The following is a 25,623-nucleotide window of genomic DNA, read 5'->3' as shown; positions in this document are numbered from 1 at the left end:
CGAACCTTGACCGATTAAATCATTCATTCAAAGGGCTCAATTCACCATATGAAACGGTAGTAAAGCCACAATCATGAGCAGAGTTCTGATTTACCGCCAAGAATTGATCCAAAAACTAGGAGTGGGAAGTAGTTAAGTCAATATAAATACATGGGACAGACGTGTTAGTTCACGGTAAAATCTAAATTCTCGCAAAGATTGTACCAGCCTGAACTATACTGGTACGTTAAGTCTACAGAGATAGCTCGCTCCTTCCTTCTCAATCACGACGCTGTCCGGTCACTGCTGCTGGAATGGAGCTTAGGCTGACCAACATTACCGGTCTTGCAAATAAACTCACAATCTCGACAAAAACGTATACGATTTTACAATACAAATATGATCACCTACGCGGCTTCCGAAGTCAGAAGGCCGTTTGATCCAAAGCAGAAAAGTTCTTTGATGATTTTGGGTTCAGCCGGATCAACTACAGCTGTTGTCGAAGAAATGAAACGGATACGCATGCGAAGTTTTGCAGTTGGGTCACCGGCTGGGCCAAACACTACAACGCAAATCAATACTACAAGCACGAACGAATTGGTCCGATACAGCACGGCCGGGGGACATACACCCTACGACTGGGACTCGCCTGAATTGGAAATTTATTAAACACCCGAAAGCAAAAACATCATCCAAGATGCCCGCGACCATGGGGTTTGGGGTGGCTGCTGCTCTATCCTTCCACCTTTGGTCGCTTTTGCACACTCGGGCCTATTGGGCCCGGCTCGGGTACGGCTTTGCGTGTGGCCCCTCGAACAGGGATCTGGCGCTGGGAGCCGCAGCGATTGCGGTCCGAACATCTGCATCTTTGAGGTCCAGCGATTGGAAACCGCCTGCTTCACTCTTCGCTACAGCTTCAATGCGGCCAAAGTCCTCACCATGGCGTTCGGCATAACCTTTCAGACCGAGCAACTTCGGCAATGAATCAGCCAAGTGTTGCCCATGCGGATCCACAAGATTGGCCTTAACGCTACCGTCATTGGATTGTTCAAAGAAAACAAAGTCAGGTCGCAGGATACTGGCCTGACCGTCTTCATCGTAAACGATCCCCAGGGATTCGGGTTTTGCAGAGGATGGATTGCGGTACCATGCCACAGATGTGTCCAGCGCCAGTTCCACTTCTATCACCTTGGCTTCCCATGAGTTCAGTGCGTCAGGGTATTTGCCGTCTTCATCGCACAAAAGATGGTGATCATGACGCGGCAAAGGAATTTCGGTGCCGTTTTCCCTGACTTCGACTGTTGGCTGCAACCTGTTCTTTGGCATAGCAAGCGTCACGTCCAGTGGTTCGGCGCTGAGTTCGCGCAACTCTCGGTATACGTCCTGCCGCTCATCAGTCAGCGCCTTGATTGCAGCCTCTTGCGCCGTAAGCCATGTATTTGCCAAGGCTTCCGCCTCAGCCTCCAGTGTAAATTTCACAATGTCGATCAGCCCGAGCGCAGCAACATCTGTATGCGCCTCGATCAAGGCTTCTTCATAGTCTTCTGCATCGGTGTTCTGGTCAGCCAGGTATTCGCTGTAAGTCTTTGCCAGATCAGGGGAGAACAGGCGAGCTGCACGTCTGTAGGCTTCTTCGATCACCACATAGTCAGCGGCTTCCACAAAGTCATTAAAGGACATTTCCTGCGTTTCAACATCCGCACTGACAGTCTTACCCTCGACAGTCAGGACATCTGTCCGGGCCTTGGCAATGTCGACGGTGAGTGCTGTTCGCTGTACATCCAGCACAGCATGCAAATGCGCATGTGCCTGCTTTCCAGCATTTGGCAACAAGCCATCGGCTGCTAGCTCATGTGCCAACGCTGTGAGACGCTTTACTGGCCGCGCTTGTTTCTTTGGCATTGTGGCAGAAGGCAGGCTTGTCAGCTTGTCCCAGACCGCCTGCGGCACATTCGGGTTTGGAACCATCTCAATCGGATTGATCAACACTCGACGCCCCGGCAGCATTTCGCCCGCATCACTGCCTGACATGAGCGCCTCAACAACGGCTTTTACCGTGTCCTGATTGAACCTGGGCAATAAGCAATCGACCGAGTTCAGCCGCTCGTTGCCCGGTATACGCCGCGCAAGCGGTGTCCGCACCATGCGGCCCAATAGCTGCGTGATATGTGTCTGATCTGACGCGGCGCGGAAAGACACCATAACCTCGGCCCTTGGGCAGTCCCAGCCAGTGCTGATTGCATCCTTTGCCAGCAAGACCCTTACATAGTCAGCCTCCTGAACCCGCTGCGGTTCGATGTAGGGCACCACAAAGCCGCCGAAGTTCTCTTCCTTGTGTTCTCCGAACACATTGTAAACGCTGTCCGGCCTCAGATCAGGCCATGCATCAAAAATGGTTTGCAGCCAAGTCCCCACATCATCTTTGCCGGGCGAGTTCGGCACCTGCAACACCATGAGCGGTTTTACCTTCACTGTGTCGCCTTGCTCAGCAGCATAAGCGGCCCAGGCCTTGCTGGACTCTTTCAGCTTTTCTGTGCCCCGTCGCAGCAAGACTGTGGTGAAATCACCTCGTTCATCCGGCACGTCCAGAGTGATCGTATCCTTGAGCAGGCCCGACTCTTGCACCAGCTTTGAATCCACCTCCACATTAGGCAGTGCGGTGCGGTCTTTCATCGACTTAACCGCATCATTGAACCGCTGCACGGTTGCCGACACGCCCCAGACAATCGGAATACCGGGAACCGCGCCTTGTCCGTTGATCAACCGCGTCACGATGGTCTGTGTGCCCTTCACCGCGTCGCGCATCCCCCGGTGCGCTTCGTCGAGCACCAGATACAGCGTCAGGTCCGGGTCTTCGACCGTGTTACGGATCGTGTCCCAGATCGTGTGGGACCGGCCATCGGGCATGATCGGCGTTCCGTCGATTGTCAGAACGCCCTGGTCAGACGGGTCAGCACCCCGCACCAGCATGGAGTTCTTGCTCAGCTTCTGAGTGTTCAAGAAGTACACCTTGCCCGGTTCAAACACTTCGCGCGAGAACGTGTTTTCCACCGTCACAAGGTCAGAGGTCGTCAGCTTGTCCGCCGCCTCTTGCAGCCGCCAGCGGGACTGTTCGTTCAGAGACGGGTCGTCGGAAAACCAGATAACTACCGCGCCGGGGTCAGGCTCAAAGTCGTAGTCGTCAGAGCCGAAGAACAGCGCCTCAAACACCGCAGCGGCCATCACTGTTTTACCGGCGCCTGTAGTTGCGGTTAAGGAAAAGGCGTTCTTTTCGCTATCTTCGTGCCAGCGTTTCCTTGCTTTCCTGAGGCGGTCGAGAACCTGGGCCACCGCGTCGTCCTGATAATCTTTGAGGGTAAATTGCATGGTCTCAGCGCCCCATCGAAAAGCGGAAATTGGTCAGGTATGATTCGTACAGCCGCACAGCCTCAACCCCGTCAGGAAGGCCCTGTGCCACAGACTGGAAGCGCCTGTCGTCATCGGTGACGATATAGGCGATGCGGATACCTTCCCTGGCCTCTATGGCGGAGATATAGGGCGCTGCGGCATCCAGATCGGTCAGCAGGCCATAGGTATCGGCCACGTCCCAGCCCGCGTCTGGCAGGCTGTCAATACGCCGACCCGCGCTGCCCGCTTTCATCCACAGAAGTGGCGCGACACGGGCAAAGGCACGGTTATGGCTGACCGAGACCGGGGTTTCGTAGCTGAGCGTGAAAAACTCGGCGTTTTCCTCAAAGCCATCGGCCATGGGAAACTCATCGGTAAACTTATAATCACCCTTAATCGGATCGCCGTCCGGCGTCAGACCCGTGATCGCGGCATTGATGCGCGGCTTGGTAATATATTCGCAAATGCCCCATCGCTCCCACTCAGGATCACCGGGGCGCAGGTTTAGCTGCCGCAGCGCCTTGTGTTCGTCTGCGGCGACCTCGTTATTGGTGATCGAGATGCATTGTCGCCTGCCGCCATCCTGCTTGTTCAGGCGCATGACCGCATGGGCTGTGGTGCCGGAGCCTGAGAAGAAGTCTAAAATAGTTGCGTGAGGCTTGTCCGAGGCGAAGAAGCGCACAGCGTCTTCAACGGCATAAAGGCTCTTCGGGAACGGAAACTTGCGACCGGGAATGAACGCTTTTTGTAAGTTCGTACCGCCCTGTTCTGCGTTGTGAGATGTTATTCGCCATTGTGTGCCGGGAATGAACGTGGGTTGATAAGCTGCATCATCTACAATCACAGAATTGTCGCTGCGCCTCCCAACAATAGGAAAAACACCACTTTCTACTTTGGTTTGCTCACCGCGCTTTAGGTAAGTCACAGCAGTCTTTTCTTCTCGCCATCGTCCTAACTTCGCGAACCCCTTTTCTATCAAAGTTCGCAAGCTCTCTCCACTGTTTTGCCAGTTCCCTTCACTGCCATCTGAGCGTATTGGCCATACCGCAAAGCACCCTTCGGGCGCTTTCAAGGATTGCCAGTCATCACCGAAGTACGCCTCACCGACAGAGTGAAAGGCAGGACCATCTGCTAGCTGGTGCACAAAGATTGGATAAAACTGGTTCGGACTGTCTTCGCGCTGCGTATTTGAGCCAGAGCGTAACAATTCCGCCCAGCGGAGTTTTGCCGCCCTTTTGTCCTGTACAACTTTCCATTCATTGGGTAGCGGCACAGGAGTTGGTGCCGCGTCCCCTTGAGAGACAAAAAACAAATATTCATCCGTTCTACCGAAGGACGATTGCCGAGTTGCGCCTTTAGGGTTGATGACGCTGGAAACCATTTGGACGCGCCCTTCAGGAAACACTTGTTCCAGAAGCAATCCAAGTCGCAGGTATTCCTTTTCATCAATGGAAACGATCAGCGTGGAGTTTTGAGGGTTGAGCAACTGTGCAGCCAACTTAAGTCGCCGCTCCATAAACGCCAGCCACTTCGAGTGACGGTAAAGGTCGTCGCCCTCCACATAGTCGTTGTTGTATTTCCAGTCCTTCGCCCCGGTATTGTATGGCGGGTCGATATAGATCACGTCGATCTTGCCGCGATGGGTGTAGGTCAGCGCCTCTAGCGCGTGGAAATTCTCGCCATTGACGACCGTGTGGTAGGGTTTGTCGCCGCCACACGCGACTTTGCCGGTGCTGACCAGACCGGGATAGATGTAGTCGCGCATCTCGGCCACCACGATCAGGTCTTTTACCGCAACTGTCTGTGCCTCTGGATTTGCAGCCTTTTGCAGCGTCAGGTCGGCCACCCGCGTGCCATTCTGCCTGTGAGTGCGCTTCACCCTCCACAGCCGCTGGTCGCCATTCTCCAAGCTGCCACGGGGCGGCAAAACCCGAACCTTGTCGCCCTTGCGAATGGGACGACCCGGCAGCTCCACGCTCTCCGGTGCATGGCGCTCAAAGTTCAGCCCAAAGGCTCGACGATTGGCTAGCGCCTTGAACTCGCGCTCCAGCTCGTTACCCAAAGTAGCGTCTTTGGCTTTGGCCTGTGCAATCAGGTCGATCAGGCGTGACATGTGTCATCCCTTAGAATGCGGGAAATGAAAATATCGTGAGTATTCTGCACGTGCCTTACAATCTTGTTCTTGTTCTTGCGGCCTAAATAATAACCTGAGCCCCAGGTTTCCTCCACTTAACGGAGAGTCCCTAGGTTGATGACCTTACGCGGCCCGTTTGTCCATGTTTGTTTTCCCTGAACATTCACTCAGTGTCAGGTTTCTGAGCGCTGAGTGGCCCTTTGTTAATTATACTCCTCTTGCCATACTTCCAGAGTTTTACTGACCTCGGCTGTCGGGCAAGGGTTGATCTTGTCATGGCGTATGTTTTCTTCCCCGGGGCGATGTAGTGCCAGCCGGCCTCAGTGTCCTGCACCCATCCAAGCGTCGCCATTCTGGTGAACTCGATCCCGTAACACCCTCGAAATGATGTTAATGCAAATGCCATGATGGCCTGCACATTTCGGCCGTCTTCTCGCCAGCTTCTTGTTCCTTGACCATGCAGACATTCTATTCTCGTCTTCATTTATCCGTCCTTTCGTTGGCAGGATTCTACACAAGACTAGATGAGTTTCAGGGACTCAGGTCAACGGGCCAACCCGTATTTCCGGCATTCATTCCAGCAGACTTCACCACATAACGTCAATGACGCGGCCATCGCTATGCAAGCATAATCCCACGAACCCAAAGCCTCGATTGATTGCGCTGTATCAGCATTCTCATCCAGCCATTTCGGCATTTTCCCGGGGCGCTTACCAGAGAAGATCTTGCACCCATACCTTTTGCATAGGGCTTCCAGATACTCCCAGTGGGTAATAAGGTTTTTGCGCGCGAAAGTTAAAAGGAGAGAGTATCCCAAAAAGTGCTTATCAAATAAATTCAAATACTTACAGGTAACAGTCTGAAATTTCTGTTACTTATTTTGTAACCAATTGCGGAGCATATAAGTAATTAAAAACAATAGGTTATATACAAATGTAACAAAGTTACAAAGTTACAGGCAATTTTTAGTGGTTAGCAAAACGTTTGAGCGCTGGGGCAATATGCGGCCCGCCAATGTGCCCAAATCGCCCCTTGTTATTCATGGTATACCACGGGCTTCCAATTTAGCGCGACGGTGCCGTTTGCCCTTACGGGGTGCGGGGGAGTTTATTCTATTGCACCCAGCGTTTCCAATAGGGCAAGGCGGTGCGAAATCTTGAATTGTGGTAGCCCGGTGGTAGCCGCGGAAAATTCAACCTTGTCGCAAAACCCCATAAGTAATTGATTTAATTGGCGATCCCGGAAGGACTCGAACCCTCAACCTGCTGATTAGAAGTCAGCTGCTCTATCCAGTTGAGCTACGGGACCGCTGGGCCCTTCTTGATGGTTTTAGCGACCGGGTTCAAGAGCCAAGCGCATGAATGCGCTGTTCGGGTCATCGGTGTACCCGAAGATTGGTTCGCAATAGGAGTAACCAAGCGCTTCATAGAGTTTGCGCGCGGCATCATACTCGGTCAGATGCGCTGCGCCAGTCTCGAGAACCAGTGCTGAAACCCCCTCGGCCCGCGCCAGTTCCGCAAGGTGATTCATCATCACCCGGGCCAATCCACGACCACGCGCCTGCGATATTATGTGAACCGATTTCACCTCGGCCGTTCCATCCGGCAATGTCTTGAGCGCGCCACAGCCGAGCGGCTGGTCGGACTCATACAGTGCCCAGAACCGAATGCCCGGCCCCGCCAGCGAGTCGGCATCCATTGTGTGATTGCTTTCTGCGGGCCCCGCTGTCTCGCTATGAGCAAAATGCGCCTGCACCACCGGACGCAGGGCGTCCGAAGTAGGATCGGCCTCGCGGATATCGATCATGCGATGGGTCTCGCTCAATGTGTCCAGGGACTGCGGCGGTCTGTGGCAAAGTTCTCGCCATAGCCCCGTGCGCGCAGGTTCGGCTTGCGCTTGTGTGGTTCACTAACCTGCACCTCGATGCCATTATCCTTGGCATAGTCCAGCGCTTCTTCCTTGGTGTCGAACTTCAGACGCACCTGAGTCTGTGTGTCGTCGGACGAAGTCCAGCCCATTAGCGGATCAACCTCACGCGCTGACGCAGGAGCATATTCCAGAACCCACTTGTGGGTCTTGGCCATGCCCGAAGTCATCGCATTCCTTGCAGGCTGGTAAATCCGTGCGCGCATGTCGCCTCTCCGTACTCACTTGGCTGACGTTGTTTATGCGTCAGAGAGCGCTCCGGAACAAGACAACAATTGTCACAGCAAGCTTTCGTGCCTCGCCCCCTCGCACAAGACCACTGATGTCAGAAACTGTCATCAGTCTACGCTATCTTTTGATCAATCCAAAACGAGGACACCACGATGATCCATCATGAACGAAGACTGGAGATCGACACCAACCCCGAAGCAGTCTGGACGGTTCTGAGTCGCTTCATGCATATCGACGAGTTCGCGCCACAGGTCACATCCGTCGAGGCATTGACGAACGGCAAGGATGGCGTCGGGTCAAAGCGGCGCTGTCACTTTGAGAACGGAACTTCACTGGTCGAAGAGGTCACAGACTGGCGACCCAATCGGGGCTACGGCGTCCGCTTGTCCGAGATGCCGGCGATGCCCCTGACTGAGGCACATGCAGCGATTGCCATCGAACCACTCGCAGATAGTCGTTCGCGGGTGGTCTGGAGCATGGATTACGAGATGAAGTATGGCCCATTGGGCTGGCTGTTGGGGCAAACGCTATTGAAAGTAATGATGGGTCGGGTGCTGGACAGCAATCTGAAAGCACTGGCTGAAAAACTGCGCACAGACCAGGTCCCGGACGCCCAGTTTGCCTTTTACTGAAACTTTGGTTTCTAGACCGGATCAGCCCTTGCAGTTGGACAAAATAAGAACAAATGTAGGGGCCTGACCCGGAGCCCGCTTATGCCATACGCCCATTCCGACAAGACGCAACTGACCGCCGAAGACGTCCGCGCACGCCTGAAACTCGAGGGCGGCAAACAGTTCGTCATGCACACCGAGTTCGCCCCTGCTGGTGATCAGCCCACGGCGATCAAAGAACTGGCCGGAGGTGTTCTGGACGGCGAGCGTGATCAGGTTCTGCTGGGTGCGACCGGTACCGGTAAGACCTTCACCATGGCCAAGGTGATCGAGGAAACGCAGCGCCCCGCGATCATCCTCGCGCCCAACAAGACATTGGCAGCGCAGCTATATGGAGAGTTCAAAGGCTTCTTCCCTGAGAACTCGGTCGAATACTTCGTCTCGTACTATGACTACTATCAGCCCGAGGCCTATGTGCCGCGCAGCGACACTTACATAGAAAAAGAATCGCAGATCAACGAACAGATCGACCGGATGCGCCACTCGGCCACCCGAGCGCTGTTGGAACGCGATGACGTGATCATCGTTGCCTCGGTCTCCTGTATCTACGGTATCGGGTCCGTTGAGACCTACGGGGCGATGACGCAGGACCTGAAAGTCGGCAATGAATACGACCAGCGGCAAGTGATGGCTGATCTGGTGGCTCAGCAATACCGCCGCAACGATCAGGCGTTTCAACGCGGCTCGTTCCGGGTGCGGGGCGATTCACTGGAAATCTGGCCCGCCCACCTTGAAGACCGCGCGTGGAAGCTGTCGTTCTTTGGCGAAGAACTGGAACAGATCACCGAATTCGATCCCCTGACAGGCGAACGCGCCGCCACGATGGAACACGTGCGGGTCTATGCGAATTCTCACTACGTGACGCCTAAGCCGACGATGCAGCAGGCGATCATCGGCATCAAAAAGGAACTGCGCATTCGGCTGGACCAACTCGTCGGCGAAGGCAAACTGCTGGAGGCGCAACGACTGGAGCAGCGCACCAACTTTGACCTTGAGATGCTCGAGGCAACTGGTGTCTGCAACGGTATCGAGAATTACTCGCGCTACCTCACCGGCCGCGCACCGGGCGAACCGCCCCCGACCCTGTTCGAATTCATCCCTGACAATGCCATCGTTTTCGCCGATGAATCCCACGTGAGCGTCCCGCAGATCGGCGGCATGTACCGGGGCGACTATCGGCGCAAGTTCACGCTGGCTGAACATGGGTTCCGCCTGCCGTCCTGCATGGATAACCGCCCGCTGAAGTTCGAGGAATGGGACGCCATGCGCCCGCAATCCGTCTTTGTCTCGGCCACCCCGGCAAAGTGGGAGATCGAACAGACCGGCGGCATCTTCACCGAACAGGTCATCCGCCCCACCGGCCTGCTGGACCCTGAGGTCGAAATCCGACCCGTCTCGATGCAGGTCGACGATCTGCTGGACGAGGTGCGCAAAGTGACCGCCGATGGCTATCGCACGCTGGTCACCACGCTGACCAAACGCATGGCCGAGGATCTAACCGAATACCTGCACGAACAGGGCATCAAAGTCCGCTACATGCATTCGGATATCGACACGCTGGAACGGATCGAAATCCTGCGCGACCTTCGCTTGGGGGCCTTCGACGTACTGGTCGGCATCAACCTGCTGCGCGAAGGGCTCGACATACCCGAATGCGGGCTGGTCGCCATTCTGGACGCGGATAAAGAGGGGTTCCTGCGCTCGGAAACTTCGCTGATCCAGACCATCGGCCGCGCCGCGCGAAACGCGGATGGCCGCGTGATTATGTATGCCGACAAGATCACCGGCTCGATGGAACGCGCGCTGAACGAAACCAACCGCCGCCGCGCCAGACAGATCGCCTATAACGAGGAACACGGCATCACCCCCGAGACGGTGAAGAAAAACGTCGAGGACGTTCTGGCCGGTCTCTATGAAGGCGATGTGGACATGAACCGCGTCACCGCTACTATCGACAAACCGATGCACGGCGCGAACCTCGAGGCCCATCTGGACGGCCTGCGCGAGCAGATGCGTAAAGCCGCCGAAAACCTGGAATTCGAAGAGGCCGCCAACATCCGGGATGAAATCAAACGTCTCGAAGCGGTCGATCTGGCCGTCGCCGACGACCCCATGGCGCGCCAATGGGCGGTCGAGAAAGCCTCGGAAGACGCGGTGAAATCGCGAGGGCGGTCAACGGCTGGTCGGCCGGGGCAAAGGGGTGGGAATGTGAAGAGAAGGAAGCGGTAAAGTTGCACATTCCAATATTGGACTTGAAAGGCGTTCCATGAAATCAACCTATTCGCGACAAATATCTCTTATGTGCCCGACTTGCGGTTCAAAAGATTTTTCATTTGACTACAGTGTTCCCGAAGAAAACCGTAGCTACATATGTACTGGGTGTGAGTTGGAGTTTTCCTATCAAGAAATTTGCGATAGTAATCAAGAAATTATCTCGCGGGCAATTGACGATACTAAGCGCGAAATAATGTCAGATATGAAGAAGAAATTTAAACGGATGTTCAAATAGGCCCTAAATGAACGTATCGGATGTTATTGCCGGATTGGCTCTATTGGTCTCCGCAGCTGCGTTGATAGTAACCCTGAGATCATTCAAATCTCAAAGCCGCTTAACTGATCGCGAGATCGAGTTGGTACGCATTCAAATCCAACAGGCACATGGTGAAGCGAAGCGAGAGAAAACAGCTTCGGTGTCGGCCCGACTAAACCGAATTGATAGAACAAATTGGCGCCTACGTGTATTCAACACCGGACCAGCAACTGCTCGGAACGTTCGTCTGGTGCTGGACGACCAGAACCATATTGTCGAAGAGAGTTTCGCAAATGATAAGTTTCCAATGAGCAAACTTGAAAAGGGCCAAAGTGTGGACTTGGCTGCTATGGTTCACATGCAAACCCCTCCCAAAGAATGGTTACGTATCACTTGGGAAGACCCTTCGGGAGAAGTCAAAGAAAACCGTGTGGAAATTACGATCTAGCATGCATTGGGTGGATGTTCGTACCTATCTATGTTGATGTATCACACTCCACCCTTGCAGCCCAGCGCTCCCTCCTCCACGTTTGAAATCACAAATTGTGATTCCAAACGGTTGCCATGACGAACCCGAACACCCTGCCCAGCACCCATGAAGTCCAAAGCGCCATTCACCGGGTGCGCGGCTCCCGCGTGGTGCTGGCCGAGGATCTGGCGCAGTTCTACGGAAAATCCGTCAGCGCCTTCAATCAGGCCGTGTCGCGCAACAAGGACCTGTTCGAGGGCTACCGCTTTCAGCTGACCGATGCCGAGGTCGCGGATTTGCAATCACAGAATGTGATCTCAAAACCCAAGGGCCGCGGTGGGCGGCGGGTCAATCCGTGGGTTTATACCGATTACGGCGTGGCCATCGCCTCGGCCCTGTTCAAGGACCCGCGCGCGATCAAGATCACCCGCATGATCACCGAAGCCTTCGTCGACGGCGCAAACGCATTGGCCGAAACCCCGCGCAGCCTGCCGGAAATTCTGCCACCCGAGGATGCCCCCGCCCCGCTGCTGCCCAATGGCGATCAACTGCGCGATCTGGCCGAAAACATCCTCGATTCCGGTCAGCAGAGCCTTGTCGATTACATCGCCAACCCCACCACCAAGCGGCAACAGGCGGTGGCAGTAATCATGAAAACTCTGGCTGAGACGGCCGGAGAAGAGGTGCGCACCCAACAGGAACGCCTGCGCCTGCGCATCGCCGAACGTCTGGCCACCGGTGACTACACCGATGACGATGACCGCAAGCGGCTGATTGAATTGCTGCACGCGATGAAGGGATAACTTATTTAAAGTGAACGCTTTTCTTTCGGATAGTTCCCCTTAGGAACAGATCCTGTTGAGCAACCTGCGGAAACTGCTCTTCCCAATCCCGAAAGCGGTCATTCGTGACAATCCGTGCATTGAGCTTTGCCGCATCTGCGATCAACAGCGGATCAGCCGGAGTTCCTTTTGGAGCCACCCAAATTTGCCGTGCAGGAAAGCGCAGGGCCCTCGAGAGCTTAGCCGGATTCATATAGTGACCCACAACCAAATAACCAATGTTCGCATCAAACCACACAATAGGTTCAAATCCTTCCGAAACCAGTTTTTCTATAACCAACCGGACCGATTGCAACGCGGGCTCATCATTTTCCCAATAAAGAACATTCGACCCATCAACGACCACCCAGTTTGCTGGCTTACGAAGCTTGAGTCTGAGAAGCTGAACAATGCCAAAAACAACACCAAGGGCCGCGACCAGCAGTGGTAGAGTGATGACCGGGCCAAACACCCATATGGACCACAGCACTATGCCTAATGAAACGCAAAGAAAGTAAATCAATCCAAACATGCTTAGGTTGATAATCAAACGCGCGGCCACTGCAATATCAAGATGCTGTCACCCGTAGAACTGACAAGCGGCTTAACGTCTCATCCCGCCAAAGTGGTGCAACTTCAGGGGGGGGTCAAACCCCCAATTCTGCCCGCATTTTCTTGGTCAACTTGGCAACGACCAGATCATAAGACGTCACAATATGCTCGCGTAGGGATGTGTCACTCATCCCGCGTTCCTCATAGACCTGCAGCCACTTCATCCCGCGTGAGGCCAAGTAAGGCGCTGGGCGGATGCCGGGTTCGTCGCTGAGAACTTCGAAGGCCAGATCAGTGGCCTTGAAGGTGAACGCATCTGCACCATCGTTCCAGCCACAGATCGCAAACACCTTTCCGCCCACTTTCCATACATCCGCATTGCCCCACTGCACCACATGGCTGGTAGCTTTGAGACTGGCGCAAAAAGTGTTGAATTCATCGCGGGTCATGACGTCATTCATGGCGACCATGTGGGGTGAAGACAAGCCTGTCCGGCAGATTGCCCGCGCCATTTCGCAATGTTCGGATCAGACGGCAGACCTTCATCGCTGCGTGGGATAACCTGCGTTGCTGTGGAAGATCTGGCGCTCAGGGAACACTATTTGCCAGATCAGGATCATCTGGGTTCCTTGCCGTGGCTGGCGATGGCTGGCTGCAGCTGGGTACCTGTAATCCTGTTACGTCCTACAGATAGTCATGCTGATTATGATGTCAACAAAAAATCCAACAAAATCATATAGTTGACAGTTTTTGTCGGTTATAGATTACCTTCGTCGTTCAGGGTTTCACAAATTTTGCATTCCCTACCCTGCGCTGTGCTGGGGCCTCTGCCTGTGCGGGTGCAGGTGCAGAAGACGGCACCGGAGCAGGGATGACCGCTGTCGGATTTTCCACGACAAACGTTCCGCATGCGACCCCATCTCCATCAGGATCGTTGCGCTTGTGATACCCGGGCTGCCCTTCGCGCACGGCCCCCATGCCCAAGGCATGCGCTGCATCACATCCCGCCAGTGCGACCAGATGAATGACCGCCTCCGCATGTTCGTAGTCGGTCGTTCGCAGATAAACCCCAAGGGCGATCGTCGCGGTGGTAAATGGCAACGCCAGTACCATCATAAATATGCGGAGTGGCGAGAGAGCCTTACGGCGCACGGCCTCAGCCCGCCGCTGCCTTCTGGATGGCCTCGGTTTGCTTTCTTCGTATGGAGGTTTCTCAGACGTCATAATTTGAATGCTACCGAAACTATGTGGCAAAGCCGAGGCGGTCAGGGGAGTTACACAATTTGCCTATGAAGGCGCATTGCGCTGCGACGGATCCCGCGCAAAGGCCTCAGGATGGGACAAAGCCTCGCGTTGATGCACAGCGGCACCAGCCCACCAGGACAGCTGTTCAAATGCCCGCCCCATATAGCCGCGCCACCGATCAGCTTCGACATCATGAGCAAACGCTCCATCCACCTCAAACACCTCATGAGCTTTGGGGACGTGGATCATCGCAGAAACTGGCAAGCAACCCAGCTCACTCAGATACGTACGCATATTGACAGCGGCCCGTGCCCCACCCCACTGGCCCGCAGAATAGGTCGCGATGACGCTGGGTTTGTATGAGAACAGGGAACTTCCGAAGTGGTTCAGCAGATCCGCCAGAGCAGGCGACATCGAGTGGTTGTACTCAGGCTGACCATGACATAACCATCTGCCCGTTCAATCTTCTCAGCCAGCACATTCAATGCATCGGGCGCACGGCCTTGAGCATATGCGAAATGCGGCTTGAACGGGTGCGAGGGCTGCAGCTCCAGAGGGTCGATCAGTTCGACATCAGCACTCATTTCGGACAGCTGTTTATGGCAGGCACGGGCCACACGCTCACCCAAGCGGGCCGGGCGCGGAGGTGTGCTTTGCCGGACCGAGCCCAGAAAGACAAGAAAATTCAACGGCACTTTTGCCTCCTTTGATGGTCACTTCCGCTCTCGTACTTTCGCAGAATAAGTGCTTATGTCACCCGACATTATCCGGTGAAGAAGATATGACGCGATCCGATCCATTCCAACCGTTTGACGACACCGCCCGTGCTCTCGCGCATGAATTGCTGGCAGGCGCGGAATATGCGGCCCTTGCGGTGCTGCAACCCGGAACATCACTGCCCTCGGTCACCCGGATCGCCCTTGCAACCGACACCAATAACCAGCCCATCACTCTAATCTCGACCCTTGCCGAACACACACGCGCCCTGCAGGCGAACCCGGCTTGTGCGTTATTGATTGGCGAACCCGGAGAGAAAGGTGACCCGCTGACCCACCCGCGTCTGACACTGCATTGCACCGCTAATCTGATCGCCCGCGACAGTGCCGAACACACCACCCTGCGCACGCGATATCTTTCGCTGCGCCCCAAGGCCAAGCTTTATATAGATTTTGCCGACTTAGGATTTGTTCGGTTCAATACGACCGATGGGCTGCTGAATGGCGGCTTTGGCAAAGCCTGGCGCCTTTCAGCAGCTGATCTCTGACCCTATCGAACCACATGCACCGCACATCCTGCGTGTCGCACAACATGGGTGGCAGTTGATCCCAACAACAAGTCCTGCATCCCGGGTCGATGCGAAGCCATGATAATCAGATCAGGCTTGTTAGTTTCCGCCCAATCCAGAATCGTCCGACCCGAATGCCCCTCGATCACCACACCCGTGGCGTTTGGCAGTTTTTCTGCAAGCATATCGAGCTCGGTCTGAATCGCCTTGCGCGCCTCGGTCAGATACTCCACCGGCATGTAAGAAATCGCATAGTCCGGAATATGCTCAACCACATGCAGCAACGTGACCTGAGCATCCGGAGTGGCAAGTATATGCGCCAGCTTCAGCGGCCCCGAAGTGTCACGTTCGGCATCAAAGGAAATCGGAACAAGAATATTGTGATACATGGCGCGTGCCTCCGTAATTTGCACACCCAGATTGAACCGGGTCGTCCCATTCAGCTTTGATTCAGGTCAGAATCAGCCAAAGGTTTCTGCCACGTCATACATGACCGGCTCAAAACTCTTGCACAGCTCATTGATTTTTCGATTGCGATCCCGCATCTCTGGGGTGCGCAACATAGCCAGAAAATCCTCACGGCGCTGCCATTGCGAATAGTTGGCGATCCGGGTCTGGGCATCATTCACGTGCAGACCCGCTGATACGAACCCGGGCTGTTTCGAAATGAAATCCGCATATGCATCGGTCAGTGCTTCCAACAGATCCTGACAGGTTCCCGGGGTCATCTCGAATGTGGTGATAACGGTTTGAACGCTCGCGGTTTTCGAAATTTCTGGCATCTGGAATCTCCTTTGGCTGATCCAAGCCTAGCACAGCTTTCTGAAACGTCTCCTGTTTCCTGTATGCCCCGAACGGAAGCAGGCAGATTTTTCCGAAAAAGCAAAATTGGATAACCCTCCGTTAACCAAGCTTAAGGATGCTGCCCGCATGGGTCGCATCATCACCATCCTTCTATACGTGTTCGTATCTGCAGGGCCTGTCTGGGCCGGGGCCTGGCTAAGGGAAAAGGGGCATGGCTTCACCGCTGTGGCTGTCTCCGGCTTCTCGGAAAATGACGGAACCCGCAAGTACAAGTCATCCCTTTATGCGGAGTGGGGTCTACGCCCCAAACTGACCATCGGCCTCGATGCCGAGGAACATCAGGACCAATATGGCCACGCTGTGGTTTTTGCCCGCTTCCCGCTTGCAGATCTGGGGGGTCCCGGTCGTTTCGCAGCCGAACTTGGTCTGGGCGCGCATCATCGGGGACTTCAGTCCTGGGCGATGTACAAGGCCACACTGTCTTATGGCAAAGGGCTGCAGACCGGCTTGGGCAACGGCTGGCTTGCCGTCGATACAGCCCTTGAATACCGGACGAATGCAGATTTGATCAGAAAGTTCGATGTGACGGTCGGACTATCAACGGATCGCCTCCTGGATCCACTGCTACAGATCGAAACATATTATGCGCCCGGATATCCGTTTTACTGGAGCGCGCGCCCATCATTGATGATCCGCCCAAGAAAGGGAAAATTCACCTGGATTGTTGGGGTGGAAAAAACCTCTGCACAGGATGCCATCGGGGCCCGACTTGCACTCTGGCGCGACTTCTGAAGACGGACCGGCCACCCGGTTAGGGGTGGCCGGCGCGATGTCTAGTGTTCAACACTCATCGTGACAGATGCCTCACCGCGCAAGGCTTCGGGCCAGCGTAGGGTAACCGACCGGTTATTGATACCCTGCTGCAGGTCAACATACGGTGCTACATGGCTTACCCCGTTGAACACGTTTCTGAGCGGCCCGAGCGCAACCACACTTTCACAACTGCGCGCCTTGCCTCCAAAAGGCAGCCGATCCAGTGAATCCACTGTCCATGCATGGGAATGAGAGTGTTGGGTATGACGCATCCGCAACGGATTGGCAGTCTTGAAACTTATACCGTGGAAGGTGTTATCTTCGAACTTGACGTTCGAATAACGATCGCGATCGAGATTGGCAAAAGTGGTGTCGACCCGCTCGACCCGGTCGATTGATCCGCTGCTCGTTCGGAACAAATTTCCGGTCACGTTCATGCCGTAGATGGTGTGGCCTGCGCCATACGGGCGAATAACGATAAAGCTGAACCAGTTCGCCGGTTTACTTGCGTAAAAGATATTGTCGGTAATGCTCATGGCACTGAACGAATAGCCAGCTGTATAGCTTGGCGTGGTATCGCGCTCATTTGTCCACTGAATGAAGCAGTTATCGACATAGTTTTCAGAGATTTTCGAACTGTTATAGGCACCAATCATCACCAATCCCGGATGGCGCACGCCATTCGGAATGCTGTCCCCCTGGTGGAAATGGTTGCCCAGAACCAGATTGTTGTCCCCGCCCAGAACGGCAAAATGCTTGAACCGGTTCGCAAGATTATGGCGCAGCTTGATGTCATTCGCATTCGCGTTCACAGCAATGGATGTGCGCTGCGGTACGTTAAAGGACTCCTCGCTCGACAAGAACTGGCAATTGTCGATCAGCATACCCTGACATCCTGTCGCGATCGAGGTAATCCCCCGATCTTTGGGGCGACTCACAAAGCAATTCGCCAACGAAAAAGTACTGCCTGACGGCGCAAGGCGGATGGCGCTGCAGCGGCCGTTACACTGGAACTCGATCTGCTCCATGCCAAGTTTCCGCAATTTGGCGAAACCACTGAAATCCAGCAAATACTTGAAGGCGGTGAAGCCGAAATTCTGCGTACCGCTACCACTGTAGAGCCTTGCGCTCAGCGTCAGTTCTCCGGCACCCACATTCTTTGCGCTCACATAGACTTCGCGCCCGACGCCGCTGCCGGTAACCAGCGACCCAACGGGGATGTTGGCAACATTTGCGACGTTGGTCAGGTTGTGTGGCCGGGACGGATCGTATGTTGCGACCGATGTGAATACCTCGGTATCCCAAGCTGAACTGCTTCTGACGTCGAACTGCCCGTTGCGGATGATACGGCGGGTTGAGAACCCTCCCTGCCGGTTGGGCACAGCCGCGGCCATGTCGATCGGTTCGGTAACCGATATTTTGCGACCACCCAGATCAAGCGACTCATGGTCGGTGTTGTTCAGCAAGGCCTGAAACGCCTTCTTGAACGCCAGCGTCTCATCCCCGAATGCCGAGATATAGGTGGGCAGGTCAAAGTTCTTGGTCAGCAGCAGCATCTTGTCATCGGGCATGGTGACCGTGCCCTCAAACTCGATCTCCGACGACATGCTGGTGTTCTGCGCCAACAGGTACGTGCCCTTGGGAACCAGAATACGACCCCCGCCTGCGGCCTGATCCGCTGCCTCGAACGCTGACGAGTCATCGGAGACACCGTCACCAATCGCCCCGTAATCGCGGACATCGACAAACCCGATCATGTCGCGCAGGAATACGTTGGTTACATCAGTGATCTCGATGTCATCAATCCGTACTAAAGCCCCGTTTGTGCCGTCGATATCCACGCCAAAATGGCCGTACAGGGCGGAAACACCCCAAGGCATATCCACGCCCGGGCGTTTGCCGGTGCCAACGATGGCAGTGATCTCGTGCACGGTACCATAGCCCGACAGTTGCGTCGCAGGCCCCTGTTCGACCAGACCTGTTACGTGCGTATCTCCCGCACCACCGGCCCAACCGGCGATACGCACCTGAGGCAATGGGCCTGATATCGCCTTGACCCGGGCCTTTATCTGCAAATAGCAACCCGGCAACAAAGGCGTCTGCCCCATGTGGCGCACCTTCTGCGTTGCGCTGGTCTTCAGAACTTCCAGACATCCGGCAAAATCCGCATCGGCAGGAACGAAAGCCCCTGTTCCCGATCCTGCATATGTCGGTGAACCGGGCGTGCCGTCACCGCTCGACCAGACATCCAGTCCATTGGCGAATGCAGGTGGTGTGAAGACTATACCGTCGGTGATTGCCTTGTTCATTGAAATCCCTTTCCCAATCATGCCGCAGCCTGTCGCGCGGTACACGTCAAACCCTCAGTTCGGGACCGGCCCCAAACGCGAAAGCCTGAGTATCGGAAAGGAATTAACAGGCGCTCATATCACCGTGACGATGGTGTTGCCTCAGGCAGCGGGATCCGAATTGCCAAGCAACTGAACACCGTTGATCTTCCAGCCACTTTCCTGCTGCACCATCTGATAATCAAGAATGTGTACGTGCCCGTCACTATCCGTGATCATGATCTTTTGCCACAGCGCCCCGGCAACCTCGCGCAGTTCCAGAAACCGCACTTCTGCAGGGCGCCAGACCATGGGATATCCACGCCGAACCATGACCCCGAAATTCTCGGGCGTGCCAAACAGGCGCTGGATATTGGGGCTGGCAAAGGTGAAGGCGGTGCTAAAATCATCCGCCTTGAATGCCTGTATCTGTGCCGTGATGTTCGCTTCGATCTCGGCATTCTGTGCAATTGCACCCGACGCCAGACCGGCACTCAAGGATACAGCAAGCAATAAACGACGCATGGGGCCACCTCCTGCCGAAAGGGTAGCCCCATGCGGTATCAGGTCAAATCAGGCCAGTTCTCCGGCCAGTGCCTTGTCGATCAGGGCAATCGTCTCGGGCACACCGTACAGAGCGATAAACCCGCCAAATCGCGGCCCCTGCGACGCGCCCAGCAGCACTTCGTAAAGCGCCGTAAACCATCCGCGCATTGGATCGAACCGCTTGCGACCAATGGAATAGACCACCGATTGCAGCGCCTCATCCTCGATCGGTCCATCATAAGCCTCAAGCTCGGCTTTCAGCGCTTCCAACGCCTCACGCTCTTGCTCCGTCGGCGCGCGATGCTTGCGGGTCGGCTTGACGAAGTCGTTGAAGTAACGCACCGCAAAGCCCGCCGCCTGATCAAGGTCGGGATGGCTTTCGGCTGTCGCTTCGGGCGCATAACGACGGATGAAGCCCCACAACGCCTCTTTGTCCTCGGCCCCGGAAACAGAGGCGAGGTTCAGCAACATCGCAAAAGGCACAAGCAACGTCGAAGCCGGAACATCGCCGCCATGAATGTGCCAGACCGGGTTGTTCAACTGCGCTTTCAGATCCTGACCCAGATACGCCCGCAGCTGCTGATGGTATTCATCATAGGCTTTCGGGATGACGTCGAAATGCATCCGCTTGGCCGTTTTGGGCTTTTGGTACATGAAATAGGCCAGCGACTCGGTCGGCGCATAGGTCAGCCATTCGTCAATCGACACGCCATTGCCGGACGATTTGGAAATCTTCTGACCGTTTTCGTCCAAGAACAGCTCATACGAGAAATGTTCCGGTGCACGACCGCCCAGCGCACGACAGATCGCATCATAAATCTTTTCGTTGGTAGCGTGTTCCTTGCCGTACATCTCAAAATCAACGCCAAGAGCAGCCCAGCGCGCGCCAAAATCAGGCTTCCACTGCAGCTTTACGTTGCCGCCGGTGACAGGCAGCGTCCATTCCTTGCCGTCTTCATCATCGAAAGTAACCGTGTAAGTTTCGGCGCAGACCTTCTTCATCGGGACATACAGAACCCGGCCGGTCTCGGGGTGGATCGGCAGGAAGATCGAGTAGGTCTGCTGGCGTTCTTCACGCAGGCTTTTCAGCATGATCGCCATGATGTCATCATAACGTTCAACCGCACGCTTCAGGATCTCGTCGAACTGACCCGACCGATAAAAGTCACGGGCCGAATAGAATTCGTACTCGAACCCGAAGGTATCGAGGAACCGCCGCAACATTGCATTGTTATGCTCGCCAAAGCTGGGATACTCGCCAAACGGATCGGGAACCGAGGTCAGCGGGCATTGCAGATATTCCTGCAGTTTTTCGGGGTTCGGCACGTTGCTGGGCACCTTGCGCATGCCGTCCAGATCGTCAGAGAAACAGATCAGCTTGGTCGGTATATCCGACAATGCCTCAAAGGCGCGCTTGACCATTGTGGTCCGCGCCACCTCACCAAAGGTGCCGATATGCGGCAGACCCGAGGGGCCATATCCGGTCTCGAACAACACGTATCCCTTTTCCGGAGCACCCTTCTGATAGCGTTTGAGCAACCGGCGCGCTTCTTCAAAAGGCCAGGCCTTGGACGCAAGAGCGGTTTCACGCAATTCAGACATTTGATTTGATCTCCATCGGGGGAACAGCGCCGGTTACCCCATGCAACCGGACCGACCCCTCCTATTGTGCGGATGCAGCATGAGTCAATAAACACTCGGAGAAACAGAGACTATTTCTGCCCGGTTTCCGCAATCCAGGTCAGAATATCACGAACATGAGGCTCTGCCGCCAGCCCATCCCGCGCCGAAAGGAAATACCCGCGTGCCGAAACAGCTGTTGATCCCTCCAGACGGGTCATTGCACCCGTGTCCAGAAAGCTGTCCAGAACGCCATCCCAGCACAAGCACACACCCTGCCCTGCCAGGGCTGCATTCACCAGCATCGCATAAGAGTTGAAATCGAGTACCCGCGCACCTTTGGGCATTTCCAGACCAGCCGACTGAAACCAGCTTGGCCAGTCATGCCACTGGCTGCGCGCCGTCTCCATGGTCAGCAGGGTCATCCGGGAAAAATCATAATCCTGACCGTTCATCCCTCGGTTCGCCAGATACAAGGGGCTCGCGGTTGGGAAAACCGCATCCCCAAGCAACCGTGTTTCTTCCTCGGCCTCCCTGTGACCAAAACGAATGACAATATCTCCGGGCCGCACCGCCTCACCATACTCTTGGCTTATGATCCGAATCGTAGTTTCAGGAAAGTCCGCCTCCAGTTCCCCCAACCGCGGTATCAGCCAAAATGCAACAAAACCCGAAGGTGCGGTGACGCTGACAACTTTACCCTGTGACGCCTGTCTGATCTGGCCGACCGCGCTTTCGATTTGCCCAAACCCACCATGTAGTGCCTTGAGCAAACTTCGCCCATGTTGCGTCATTTTAACGGGTTTTCGACTTCGATCGAACAAATGGCATCCGAGATCCGCCTCGAGATCAGCAATTCTACGTGACACCGCAGGCTGCGATACATTTAGTTCGCGCGCTGCTGCAGTCAGCGTTCCAAGCCGTGCGGCCGCATAAAAAGCCGTAAGCCCTGCGAAACTTGGCAACCTGTCCATATATCATAACCTCAGCGTATGATGTGTTTCACCTTTCCCTTATTGCCCCGACAGCAGAACGGCGTCAAATGGCGATCAGAGGAGGACCCGCCATGACGCAGCAACTGGACACTTTGGCCACCGATTACAGCGACACTGTGATGCTGAATCAGGCAAGCAATCTGACACATCCCCCGCTTGCAGTGGATGCCGCACAGGTGCCTCTGGCTGGCGGCACCGATCCGACATATGGCGAGGTCCGTTGGCGCACTTTGATCAACGGCACACAGGAAAGCCCCCGCGACATGGTTCTGGGCATTGCCGAGTTTGGCCCCGGCGATCGCCTGCTGCCTCACCGGCATGACCCGGCCGAGTTCTATTTTGGTCTGGACGGCAACGGCACAGTCACCATCGATGGAGTGCCGCATGAAATGCGCCCCGGCGTGGCACTTTACGTACCTGGTGGTGCCGAACATGGCGTGGTCGCCGGTGAAGGTGGTCTTCGCTTTGCTTATGGTTTTGCCAGCCAGAGCTTTGAGGAAATCGAGTACAAATTCTCGGCAACAGCCTGAAATCCTGCTGCACGGGCGGGTTAATCCTGCCCGGCACAAAACCGTCACACCGCCTGCGTGACAAAACAAGGTGTTGAACCTGCTTCCGCCCCCTCATATCGTGCGCGATCAGAGATACCCAAGCAGGACGATCCAATGACCGAGCAAGTTACCCACCCAATGTCCCCGCAGGATTGCCTCGTGGCGATCATGGTTGCGGTCTCGGCATCGGACGAAACCATCCGCACAGCCGAGCTGGTCAAGATCGAAACTGCCGTGAACATGCTGCCTGTTTTTGCCGACTATGACATCGACCGGACACGCCGGGTATCTCAGATCGTGTTTGACCTTTTCGAACAGGAAGACGGGCTGGACGCATTGTTTGGCCTAATCCGCGACAACCTGCCAGAGCGCTTGAACGAAACCGCTTATGCGCTGGCCTGCGATGTCGCCGCAGCTGACGGCTCTTTGGCTGAGACCGAACTGCGCCTGTTGGAAGAAATCCGGTATGAACTGAACATTGACCGGCTGCACGCAGCGGCGATCGAACGCGGCGCAAGGGCGCGCCACACCGTTTGATCCGGCACTATCAGCTTCCGTATAAAGCACCCCAACGTTCTATCAGCGTCTGCTGCAGCTTTCTGGACCTGCGGTTCCAGCTGCGTGCACCATCGGGCCTCTCCCGGTTTTCGCGGCTAATCGTGGCGCGATGCGGGACATCTGCAGTGAAGATGGCAAAGGCCAGCTCCGCCCCCGCTGCAGTTGTGACATAACCCCCAAGCCCGGACACAAAATTCAGGGTTCCGGTCTTGGCATCAACAGTGATCGGGTGACCCTTAATGGCGCGCCCGTTGCTGTCCTTCAGTGTAAAGGGCTTCAGCAAATGCCGCAGCGCTTTCGATTCGCGTGCTGCAACCAGTGCCGTCACCAGATCTGCAGGGTCCATGCGTGATGCATCCCCCAAACCAGAATGGTCCACCATACGGATGTTGCTGGTCCCGTAAGTCTCGGCAGCCCATCGGTTCATCTCTGCGGCAGAGTCCGCAAGGGTTTGCGGCTCAACGCCTCGCGCATTTGTCGCTGCCAGTCCGACCATCTCGGCAGTCAGGTTGGTCGAGTACTTGAGCATACCCTTCAGAATGCTCTCCAAAGGATCACTTAGGTGGACAACTAGAACCTCACCCTTTGGGGCCTGGCTGGTGACCTGAACCCGACCCAGGACGATCCCGTTGGCCCGGGCCAGAGTTCTGAAAACATCCCCGGCATAAAGCGCTGGTTTGCGTACCGGCAACCACCGTGCGCCGCCATTACCCAACGCACCCTTGGCGACGGTCCACCGGTCCTGTCTTGCACTGGATTGATAGGTGTATATCGGTAAGCTGCGGTTCTCGACCCGCATCGCGGCCATATCCACGGCCGGGGTATAGCGCGCGCTGCGGGCATCCATGGTTACGTCATAACCACCAGTCCCGCGCTTCCATTCGAAATGCACACGGTTGAAGTTCAGCGATATTCCACTGATTGACGGACTGTAACCCACATGATCCGGTTGCCCCGGATCGATACTGAACACATAGGGCAGCGCACCATCATAGACTTTGAATGAACCCTGCACCTCGGTAATGCCCGCCTCGCGCAGATTGGCAGCCATCGTGGCCAGCGCATCGGTATCCAGCAAGGGGTCGCCCCCACCAACCAAGATCAAATCGCCTTTGAGTATGCCGTTCACGATCGGACCATCGGCCACCAGCTGAGTCTCGAATCTGTAATTCGGCCCCAGCACATCCAACGCATAAAGCGCCGTCAACGCCTTGGCGACACTGGCGGGCGGCAAACCTTCCTTGCCTCCAAAGGCCTCAAGCTGCGTTCCGGTTTTGACATCAGCGACGGCGAACACAACCTCGCCTTTCAGTCCTGCAGCCTGAATGACCCGCTCTACACCGCTCAGCTCGGCACCACGCAGTTGTGGACGCAAAGATCTTGCTGGGGCCTCAGCCAGTCCGGCAACCGGGATCACAAGTGACCCCAATCCCCCCAGGAATAAACGGCGCGAAATACGATCAACCATGGGTCAATTTAAATCCCAGAGATCACGGGCAAACAATCATTCAAATGAATTATGCTCCCATGGTCGCTCTTCAGGCAACACCCGATTGTTCCACTCACCGCGCAAACGAATATCGGTCGAGCTGACATCAACCATCGGAACATTCACAAAACACCAAGCAGGCGCGCCGCTCCGACCCAGCAGATGCCGCGCCTGACTATCAATTCTGTACTTCGCGTAAATCCGCGCCGCAGGGGACATCCGGGCAGAAATACGATCCCCCGGTCGCGCCAGGACACCCACCGGAACACTGTCCATGATCAGCCACCAATCCTTCCACTTGTGGAACTGCGCCAGATTGTCTGCCCCCATCAGCCAGACAAAACGTACTCCGGGATACAGCCGCCTTAGTTCAGTCAGCGTATCCGCTGTTGCCCGCGTCCCGGTCAGCGCCTCGATATCCGTCACCTCGACCCGAGGGTGTTGCATCAGCGACCCCGCCGCCACCATCCGTTGCGCCAGCGGCGCTGGCCCACGTTGCTTGAGCGGGTTTCCGGGGGACACCAACCACCACACCCGGTCCAGCCCAAAGGCTTTCATCGCCTCAAGCGTCACATGCACATGGCCCTGATGCGGCGGATCAAAGGACCCGCCAAACAACCCAATGACCTGCCCGGGCCGCGCATATGGAATAGAGCTTCGCAACATCCCTTGCTGATGTTCAGAACTGCG

The 25,623-nt window shown here is 55.5% G+C and carries 24 protein-coding genes, 1 tRNA gene and 1 pseudogene; 9 read left to right on the top strand and 17 right to left on the bottom strand.

What is annotated here, in order from left to right:
* Window positions 1–750 precede the first annotated feature (750 nt).
* From ACR0CW_RS09805 to ACR0CW_RS09785, 5 genes are all read right to left on the bottom strand, one after another.
* Window positions 751–3,345: a DEAD/DEAH box helicase gene (locus ACR0CW_RS09805; protein WP_480787624.1), complete on the bottom strand. Its 2,595-nt coding sequence runs from the start codon at window positions 3,343–3,345 to the stop codon at window positions 751–753.
* Between the two features lie 4 nt (window positions 3,346–3,349).
* Window positions 3,350–5,212 carry a site-specific DNA-methyltransferase gene (locus ACR0CW_RS09800; protein WP_480787623.1) on the bottom strand — a complete coding sequence of 621 codons (1,863 nt, stop codon included), beginning with the start codon at window positions 5,210–5,212 and terminating at the stop codon, window positions 3,350–3,352.
* 1,519 nt (window positions 5,213–6,731) lie between these two features.
* A tRNA-Arg gene (locus ACR0CW_RS09795) sits at window positions 6,732–6,808 on the bottom strand.
* A 21-nt stretch (window positions 6,809–6,829) separates the two neighbouring features.
* Window positions 6,830–7,324, bottom strand: a complete 495-nt coding sequence (locus tag ACR0CW_RS09790) for a GNAT family N-acetyltransferase (RefSeq protein WP_480787622.1) — start codon at window positions 7,322–7,324, stop codon at window positions 6,830–6,832.
* The gene (locus ACR0CW_RS09785) at window positions 7,321–7,632 is read right to left on the bottom strand and encodes an ETC complex I subunit (RefSeq protein ID WP_155150030.1); all 312 of its coding nucleotides are present in this window, start codon (window positions 7,630–7,632) and stop codon (window positions 7,321–7,323) included. The genes ACR0CW_RS09790 and ACR0CW_RS09785 overlap by 4 nt, the downstream gene beginning before the upstream one ends.
* A 177-nt stretch (window positions 7,633–7,809) precedes the next feature.
* On the opposite strand from ACR0CW_RS09785, the gene ACR0CW_RS09780 reads away from it, so the two are divergent.
* From ACR0CW_RS09780 to ACR0CW_RS09760, 5 genes are all read left to right on the top strand, one after another.
* Window positions 7,810–8,289 (top strand): SRPBCC family protein, encoded by a 480-nt coding sequence (locus tag ACR0CW_RS09780; protein ID WP_480787621.1) that lies wholly within the window; start codon window positions 7,810–7,812, stop codon window positions 8,287–8,289.
* A gap of 81 nt (window positions 8,290–8,370) precedes the next feature.
* Entirely contained in the window at window positions 8,371–10,557 is a 2,187-nt protein-coding gene (gene uvrB / locus ACR0CW_RS09775) for an excinuclease ABC subunit UvrB (protein WP_480787620.1), read from the top strand.
* Window positions 10,558–10,594: 37 nt separating this feature from the next.
* Window positions 10,595–10,837 (top strand): ECs_2282 family putative zinc-binding protein, encoded by a 243-nt coding sequence (locus ACR0CW_RS09770; protein ID WP_480787619.1) that lies wholly within the window; start codon window positions 10,595–10,597, stop codon window positions 10,835–10,837.
* A 7-nt stretch (window positions 10,838–10,844) separates the two neighbouring features.
* Window positions 10,845–11,306, top strand: a complete 462-nt coding sequence (locus ACR0CW_RS09765) for a hypothetical protein (protein ID WP_480787618.1) — start codon at window positions 10,845–10,847, stop codon at window positions 11,304–11,306.
* 116 nt (window positions 11,307–11,422) lie between these two features.
* A complete protein-coding gene (locus tag ACR0CW_RS09760; protein WP_480787617.1) occupies window positions 11,423–12,130 on the top strand; it encodes an ORF6N domain-containing protein in 708 nt (235 codons plus the stop codon).
* Between the two features lies 1 nt (window position 12,131).
* Here the strand turns inward: ACR0CW_RS09760 and ACR0CW_RS09755 are convergent, their stop codons facing one another.
* The 4 genes and pseudogenes from ACR0CW_RS09755 to ACR0CW_RS09740 form a co-directional block, all read right to left on the bottom strand.
* Window positions 12,132–12,680, bottom strand: coding sequence for an NYN domain-containing protein (locus ACR0CW_RS09755; RefSeq protein WP_480787616.1), 549 nt, complete (start codon window positions 12,678–12,680; stop codon window positions 12,132–12,134).
* Window positions 12,681–12,795: 115 nt separating this feature from the next.
* Window positions 12,796–13,149: an MmcQ/YjbR family DNA-binding protein gene (locus ACR0CW_RS09750; RefSeq protein WP_170332225.1), complete on the bottom strand. Its 354-nt coding sequence runs from the start codon at window positions 13,147–13,149 to the stop codon at window positions 12,796–12,798.
* A gap of 328 nt (window positions 13,150–13,477) precedes the next feature.
* Window positions 13,478–13,924, bottom strand: coding sequence for an excalibur calcium-binding domain-containing protein (locus ACR0CW_RS09745; RefSeq protein WP_480787615.1), 447 nt, complete (start codon window positions 13,922–13,924; stop codon window positions 13,478–13,480).
* A 63-nt stretch (window positions 13,925–13,987) separates the two neighbouring features.
* Window positions 13,988–14,640: pseudogene (locus tag ACR0CW_RS09740) on the bottom strand (NADPH-dependent FMN reductase).
* An 86-nt stretch (window positions 14,641–14,726) separates the two neighbouring features.
* On the opposite strand from ACR0CW_RS09740, the gene ACR0CW_RS09735 reads away from it, so the two are divergent.
* Window positions 14,727–15,209 (top strand): HugZ family pyridoxamine 5'-phosphate oxidase, encoded by a 483-nt coding sequence (locus tag ACR0CW_RS09735; RefSeq protein WP_480787614.1) that lies wholly within the window; start codon window positions 14,727–14,729, stop codon window positions 15,207–15,209.
* A 2-nt stretch (window positions 15,210–15,211) separates the two neighbouring features.
* On the opposite strand, the gene ACR0CW_RS09730 is transcribed toward ACR0CW_RS09735, so the two are convergent.
* Together ACR0CW_RS09730 and ACR0CW_RS09725 are read right to left on the bottom strand one after the other, a co-directional pair.
* On the bottom strand, window positions 15,212–15,619 hold the full coding sequence (locus ACR0CW_RS09730) for a universal stress protein (RefSeq protein ID WP_480787613.1): 408 nt from the start codon (window positions 15,617–15,619) through the stop codon (window positions 15,212–15,214).
* 72 nt (window positions 15,620–15,691) lie between these two features.
* On the bottom strand, window positions 15,692–16,012 hold the full coding sequence (locus ACR0CW_RS09725; RefSeq protein WP_155150015.1) for an antibiotic biosynthesis monooxygenase family protein: 321 nt from the start codon (window positions 16,010–16,012) through the stop codon (window positions 15,692–15,694).
* A 148-nt stretch (window positions 16,013–16,160) separates the two neighbouring features.
* Between ACR0CW_RS09725 and ACR0CW_RS09720 the strand changes: the two genes are divergently transcribed.
* Complete coding sequence (locus ACR0CW_RS09720; protein WP_480787612.1) at window positions 16,161–16,826, top strand: hypothetical protein; 666 nt, start codon at window positions 16,161–16,163, stop codon at window positions 16,824–16,826.
* Between the two features lie 41 nt (window positions 16,827–16,867).
* Here ACR0CW_RS09720 and ACR0CW_RS09715 read toward each other — a convergent pair whose 3' ends face one another.
* The 4 genes from ACR0CW_RS09715 to ACR0CW_RS09700 all read right to left on the bottom strand — a co-directional run bounded on the left by ACR0CW_RS09715 (window position 16,868) and on the right by ACR0CW_RS09700 (window position 22,314).
* The gene (locus tag ACR0CW_RS09715; protein ID WP_480787611.1) at window positions 16,868–19,156 is read right to left on the bottom strand and encodes a glycosyl hydrolase family 28-related protein; all 2,289 of its coding nucleotides are present in this window, start codon (window positions 19,154–19,156) and stop codon (window positions 16,868–16,870) included.
* 141 nt (window positions 19,157–19,297) lie between these two features.
* Window positions 19,298–19,699 carry a DUF4864 domain-containing protein gene (locus ACR0CW_RS09710; RefSeq protein ID WP_480787610.1) on the bottom strand — a complete coding sequence of 134 codons (402 nt, stop codon included), beginning with the start codon at window positions 19,697–19,699 and terminating at the stop codon, window positions 19,298–19,300.
* Window positions 19,700–19,747: 48 nt separating this feature from the next.
* Window positions 19,748–21,322 carry a lysine--tRNA ligase gene (locus ACR0CW_RS09705; protein WP_480787609.1) on the bottom strand — a complete coding sequence of 525 codons (1,575 nt, stop codon included), beginning with the start codon at window positions 21,320–21,322 and terminating at the stop codon, window positions 19,748–19,750.
* A 110-nt stretch (window positions 21,323–21,432) separates the two neighbouring features.
* Window positions 21,433–22,314 carry a LysR family transcriptional regulator gene (locus ACR0CW_RS09700; RefSeq protein WP_480787608.1) on the bottom strand — a complete coding sequence of 294 codons (882 nt, stop codon included), beginning with the start codon at window positions 22,312–22,314 and terminating at the stop codon, window positions 21,433–21,435.
* Between the two features lie 92 nt (window positions 22,315–22,406).
* On the opposite strand from ACR0CW_RS09700, the gene ACR0CW_RS09695 reads away from it, so the two are divergent.
* Window positions 22,407–22,865, top strand: a complete 459-nt coding sequence (locus tag ACR0CW_RS09695) for a cupin domain-containing protein (RefSeq protein WP_480787607.1) — start codon at window positions 22,407–22,409, stop codon at window positions 22,863–22,865.
* 135 nt (window positions 22,866–23,000) lie between these two features.
* Window positions 23,001–23,423, top strand: coding sequence for a tellurite resistance TerB family protein (locus tag ACR0CW_RS09690; protein ID WP_155150003.1), 423 nt, complete (start codon window positions 23,001–23,003; stop codon window positions 23,421–23,423).
* 10 nt (window positions 23,424–23,433) lie between these two features.
* Here ACR0CW_RS09690 and dacB read toward each other — a convergent pair whose 3' ends face one another.
* The gene (gene dacB / locus ACR0CW_RS09685) at window positions 23,434–24,912 is read right to left on the bottom strand and encodes a D-alanyl-D-alanine carboxypeptidase/D-alanyl-D-alanine endopeptidase (protein WP_480787606.1); all 1,479 of its coding nucleotides are present in this window, start codon (window positions 24,910–24,912) and stop codon (window positions 23,434–23,436) included.
* Window positions 24,913–24,948: 36 nt separating this feature from the next.
* On the bottom strand, window positions 24,949–25,596 hold the full coding sequence (locus ACR0CW_RS09680; protein ID WP_480787798.1) for a nicotinate-nucleotide adenylyltransferase: 648 nt from the start codon (window positions 25,594–25,596) through the stop codon (window positions 24,949–24,951).
* Window positions 25,597–25,623 lie beyond the last annotated feature (27 nt).

The sequence above is a fragment of the Ruegeria sp. CH6 genome, assembly GCF_056537005.1.
This window is presented reverse-complemented; position numbering and strand designations above follow the sequence as displayed.

Excerpts from the sequence above, each read along its gene's own strand:
- ACR0CW_RS09805 (WP_480787624.1), bottom strand. The coding sequence starts at position 3,345 with ATGCAATTTACCCTCAAAGATTATCAGGACGACGCGGTGGCCCAGGTT.
- ACR0CW_RS09785 (WP_155150030.1), bottom strand. The coding sequence starts at position 7,632 with ATGCGCGCACGGATTTACCAGCCTGCAAGGAATGCGATGACTTCGGGC.
- ACR0CW_RS09780 (WP_480787621.1), top strand. The coding sequence starts at position 7,810 with ATGATCCATCATGAACGAAGACTGGAGATCGACACCAACCCCGAAGCA.
- uvrB (WP_480787620.1), top strand. The coding sequence starts at position 8,371 with ATGCCATACGCCCATTCCGACAAGACGCAACTGACCGCCGAAGACGTC.
- ACR0CW_RS09770 (WP_480787619.1), top strand. The coding sequence starts at position 10,595 with ATGAAATCAACCTATTCGCGACAAATATCTCTTATGTGCCCGACTTGC.
- ACR0CW_RS09765 (WP_480787618.1), top strand. The coding sequence starts at position 10,845 with ATGAACGTATCGGATGTTATTGCCGGATTGGCTCTATTGGTCTCCGCA.
- ACR0CW_RS09760 (WP_480787617.1), top strand. The coding sequence starts at position 11,423 with ATGACGAACCCGAACACCCTGCCCAGCACCCATGAAGTCCAAAGCGCC.
- ACR0CW_RS09755 (WP_480787616.1), bottom strand. The coding sequence starts at position 12,680 with ATGTTTGGATTGATTTACTTTCTTTGCGTTTCATTAGGCATAGTGCTG.
- ACR0CW_RS09750 (WP_170332225.1), bottom strand. The coding sequence starts at position 13,149 with ATGACCCGCGATGAATTCAACACTTTTTGCGCCAGTCTCAAAGCTACC.
- ACR0CW_RS09745 (WP_480787615.1), bottom strand. The coding sequence starts at position 13,924 with ATGACGTCTGAGAAACCTCCATACGAAGAAAGCAAACCGAGGCCATCC.
- ACR0CW_RS09735 (WP_480787614.1), top strand. The coding sequence starts at position 14,727 with ATGACGCGATCCGATCCATTCCAACCGTTTGACGACACCGCCCGTGCT.
- ACR0CW_RS09730 (WP_480787613.1), bottom strand. The coding sequence starts at position 15,619 with ATGTATCACAATATTCTTGTTCCGATTTCCTTTGATGCCGAACGTGAC.
- ACR0CW_RS09725 (WP_155150015.1), bottom strand. The coding sequence starts at position 16,012 with ATGCCAGAAATTTCGAAAACCGCGAGCGTTCAAACCGTTATCACCACA.
- ACR0CW_RS09720 (WP_480787612.1), top strand. The coding sequence starts at position 16,161 with ATGGGTCGCATCATCACCATCCTTCTATACGTGTTCGTATCTGCAGGG.
- ACR0CW_RS09715 (WP_480787611.1), bottom strand. The coding sequence starts at position 19,156 with ATGAACAAGGCAATCACCGACGGTATAGTCTTCACACCACCTGCATTC.
- ACR0CW_RS09710 (WP_480787610.1), bottom strand. The coding sequence starts at position 19,699 with ATGCGTCGTTTATTGCTTGCTGTATCCTTGAGTGCCGGTCTGGCGTCG.
- ACR0CW_RS09705 (WP_480787609.1), bottom strand. The coding sequence starts at position 21,322 with ATGTCTGAATTGCGTGAAACCGCTCTTGCGTCCAAGGCCTGGCCTTTT.
- ACR0CW_RS09700 (WP_480787608.1), bottom strand. The coding sequence starts at position 22,314 with ATGGACAGGTTGCCAAGTTTCGCAGGGCTTACGGCTTTTTATGCGGCC.
- ACR0CW_RS09695 (WP_480787607.1), top strand. The coding sequence starts at position 22,407 with ATGACGCAGCAACTGGACACTTTGGCCACCGATTACAGCGACACTGTG.
- ACR0CW_RS09690 (WP_155150003.1), top strand. The coding sequence starts at position 23,001 with ATGACCGAGCAAGTTACCCACCCAATGTCCCCGCAGGATTGCCTCGTG.
- dacB (WP_480787606.1), bottom strand. The coding sequence starts at position 24,912 with ATGGTTGATCGTATTTCGCGCCGTTTATTCCTGGGGGGATTGGGGTCA.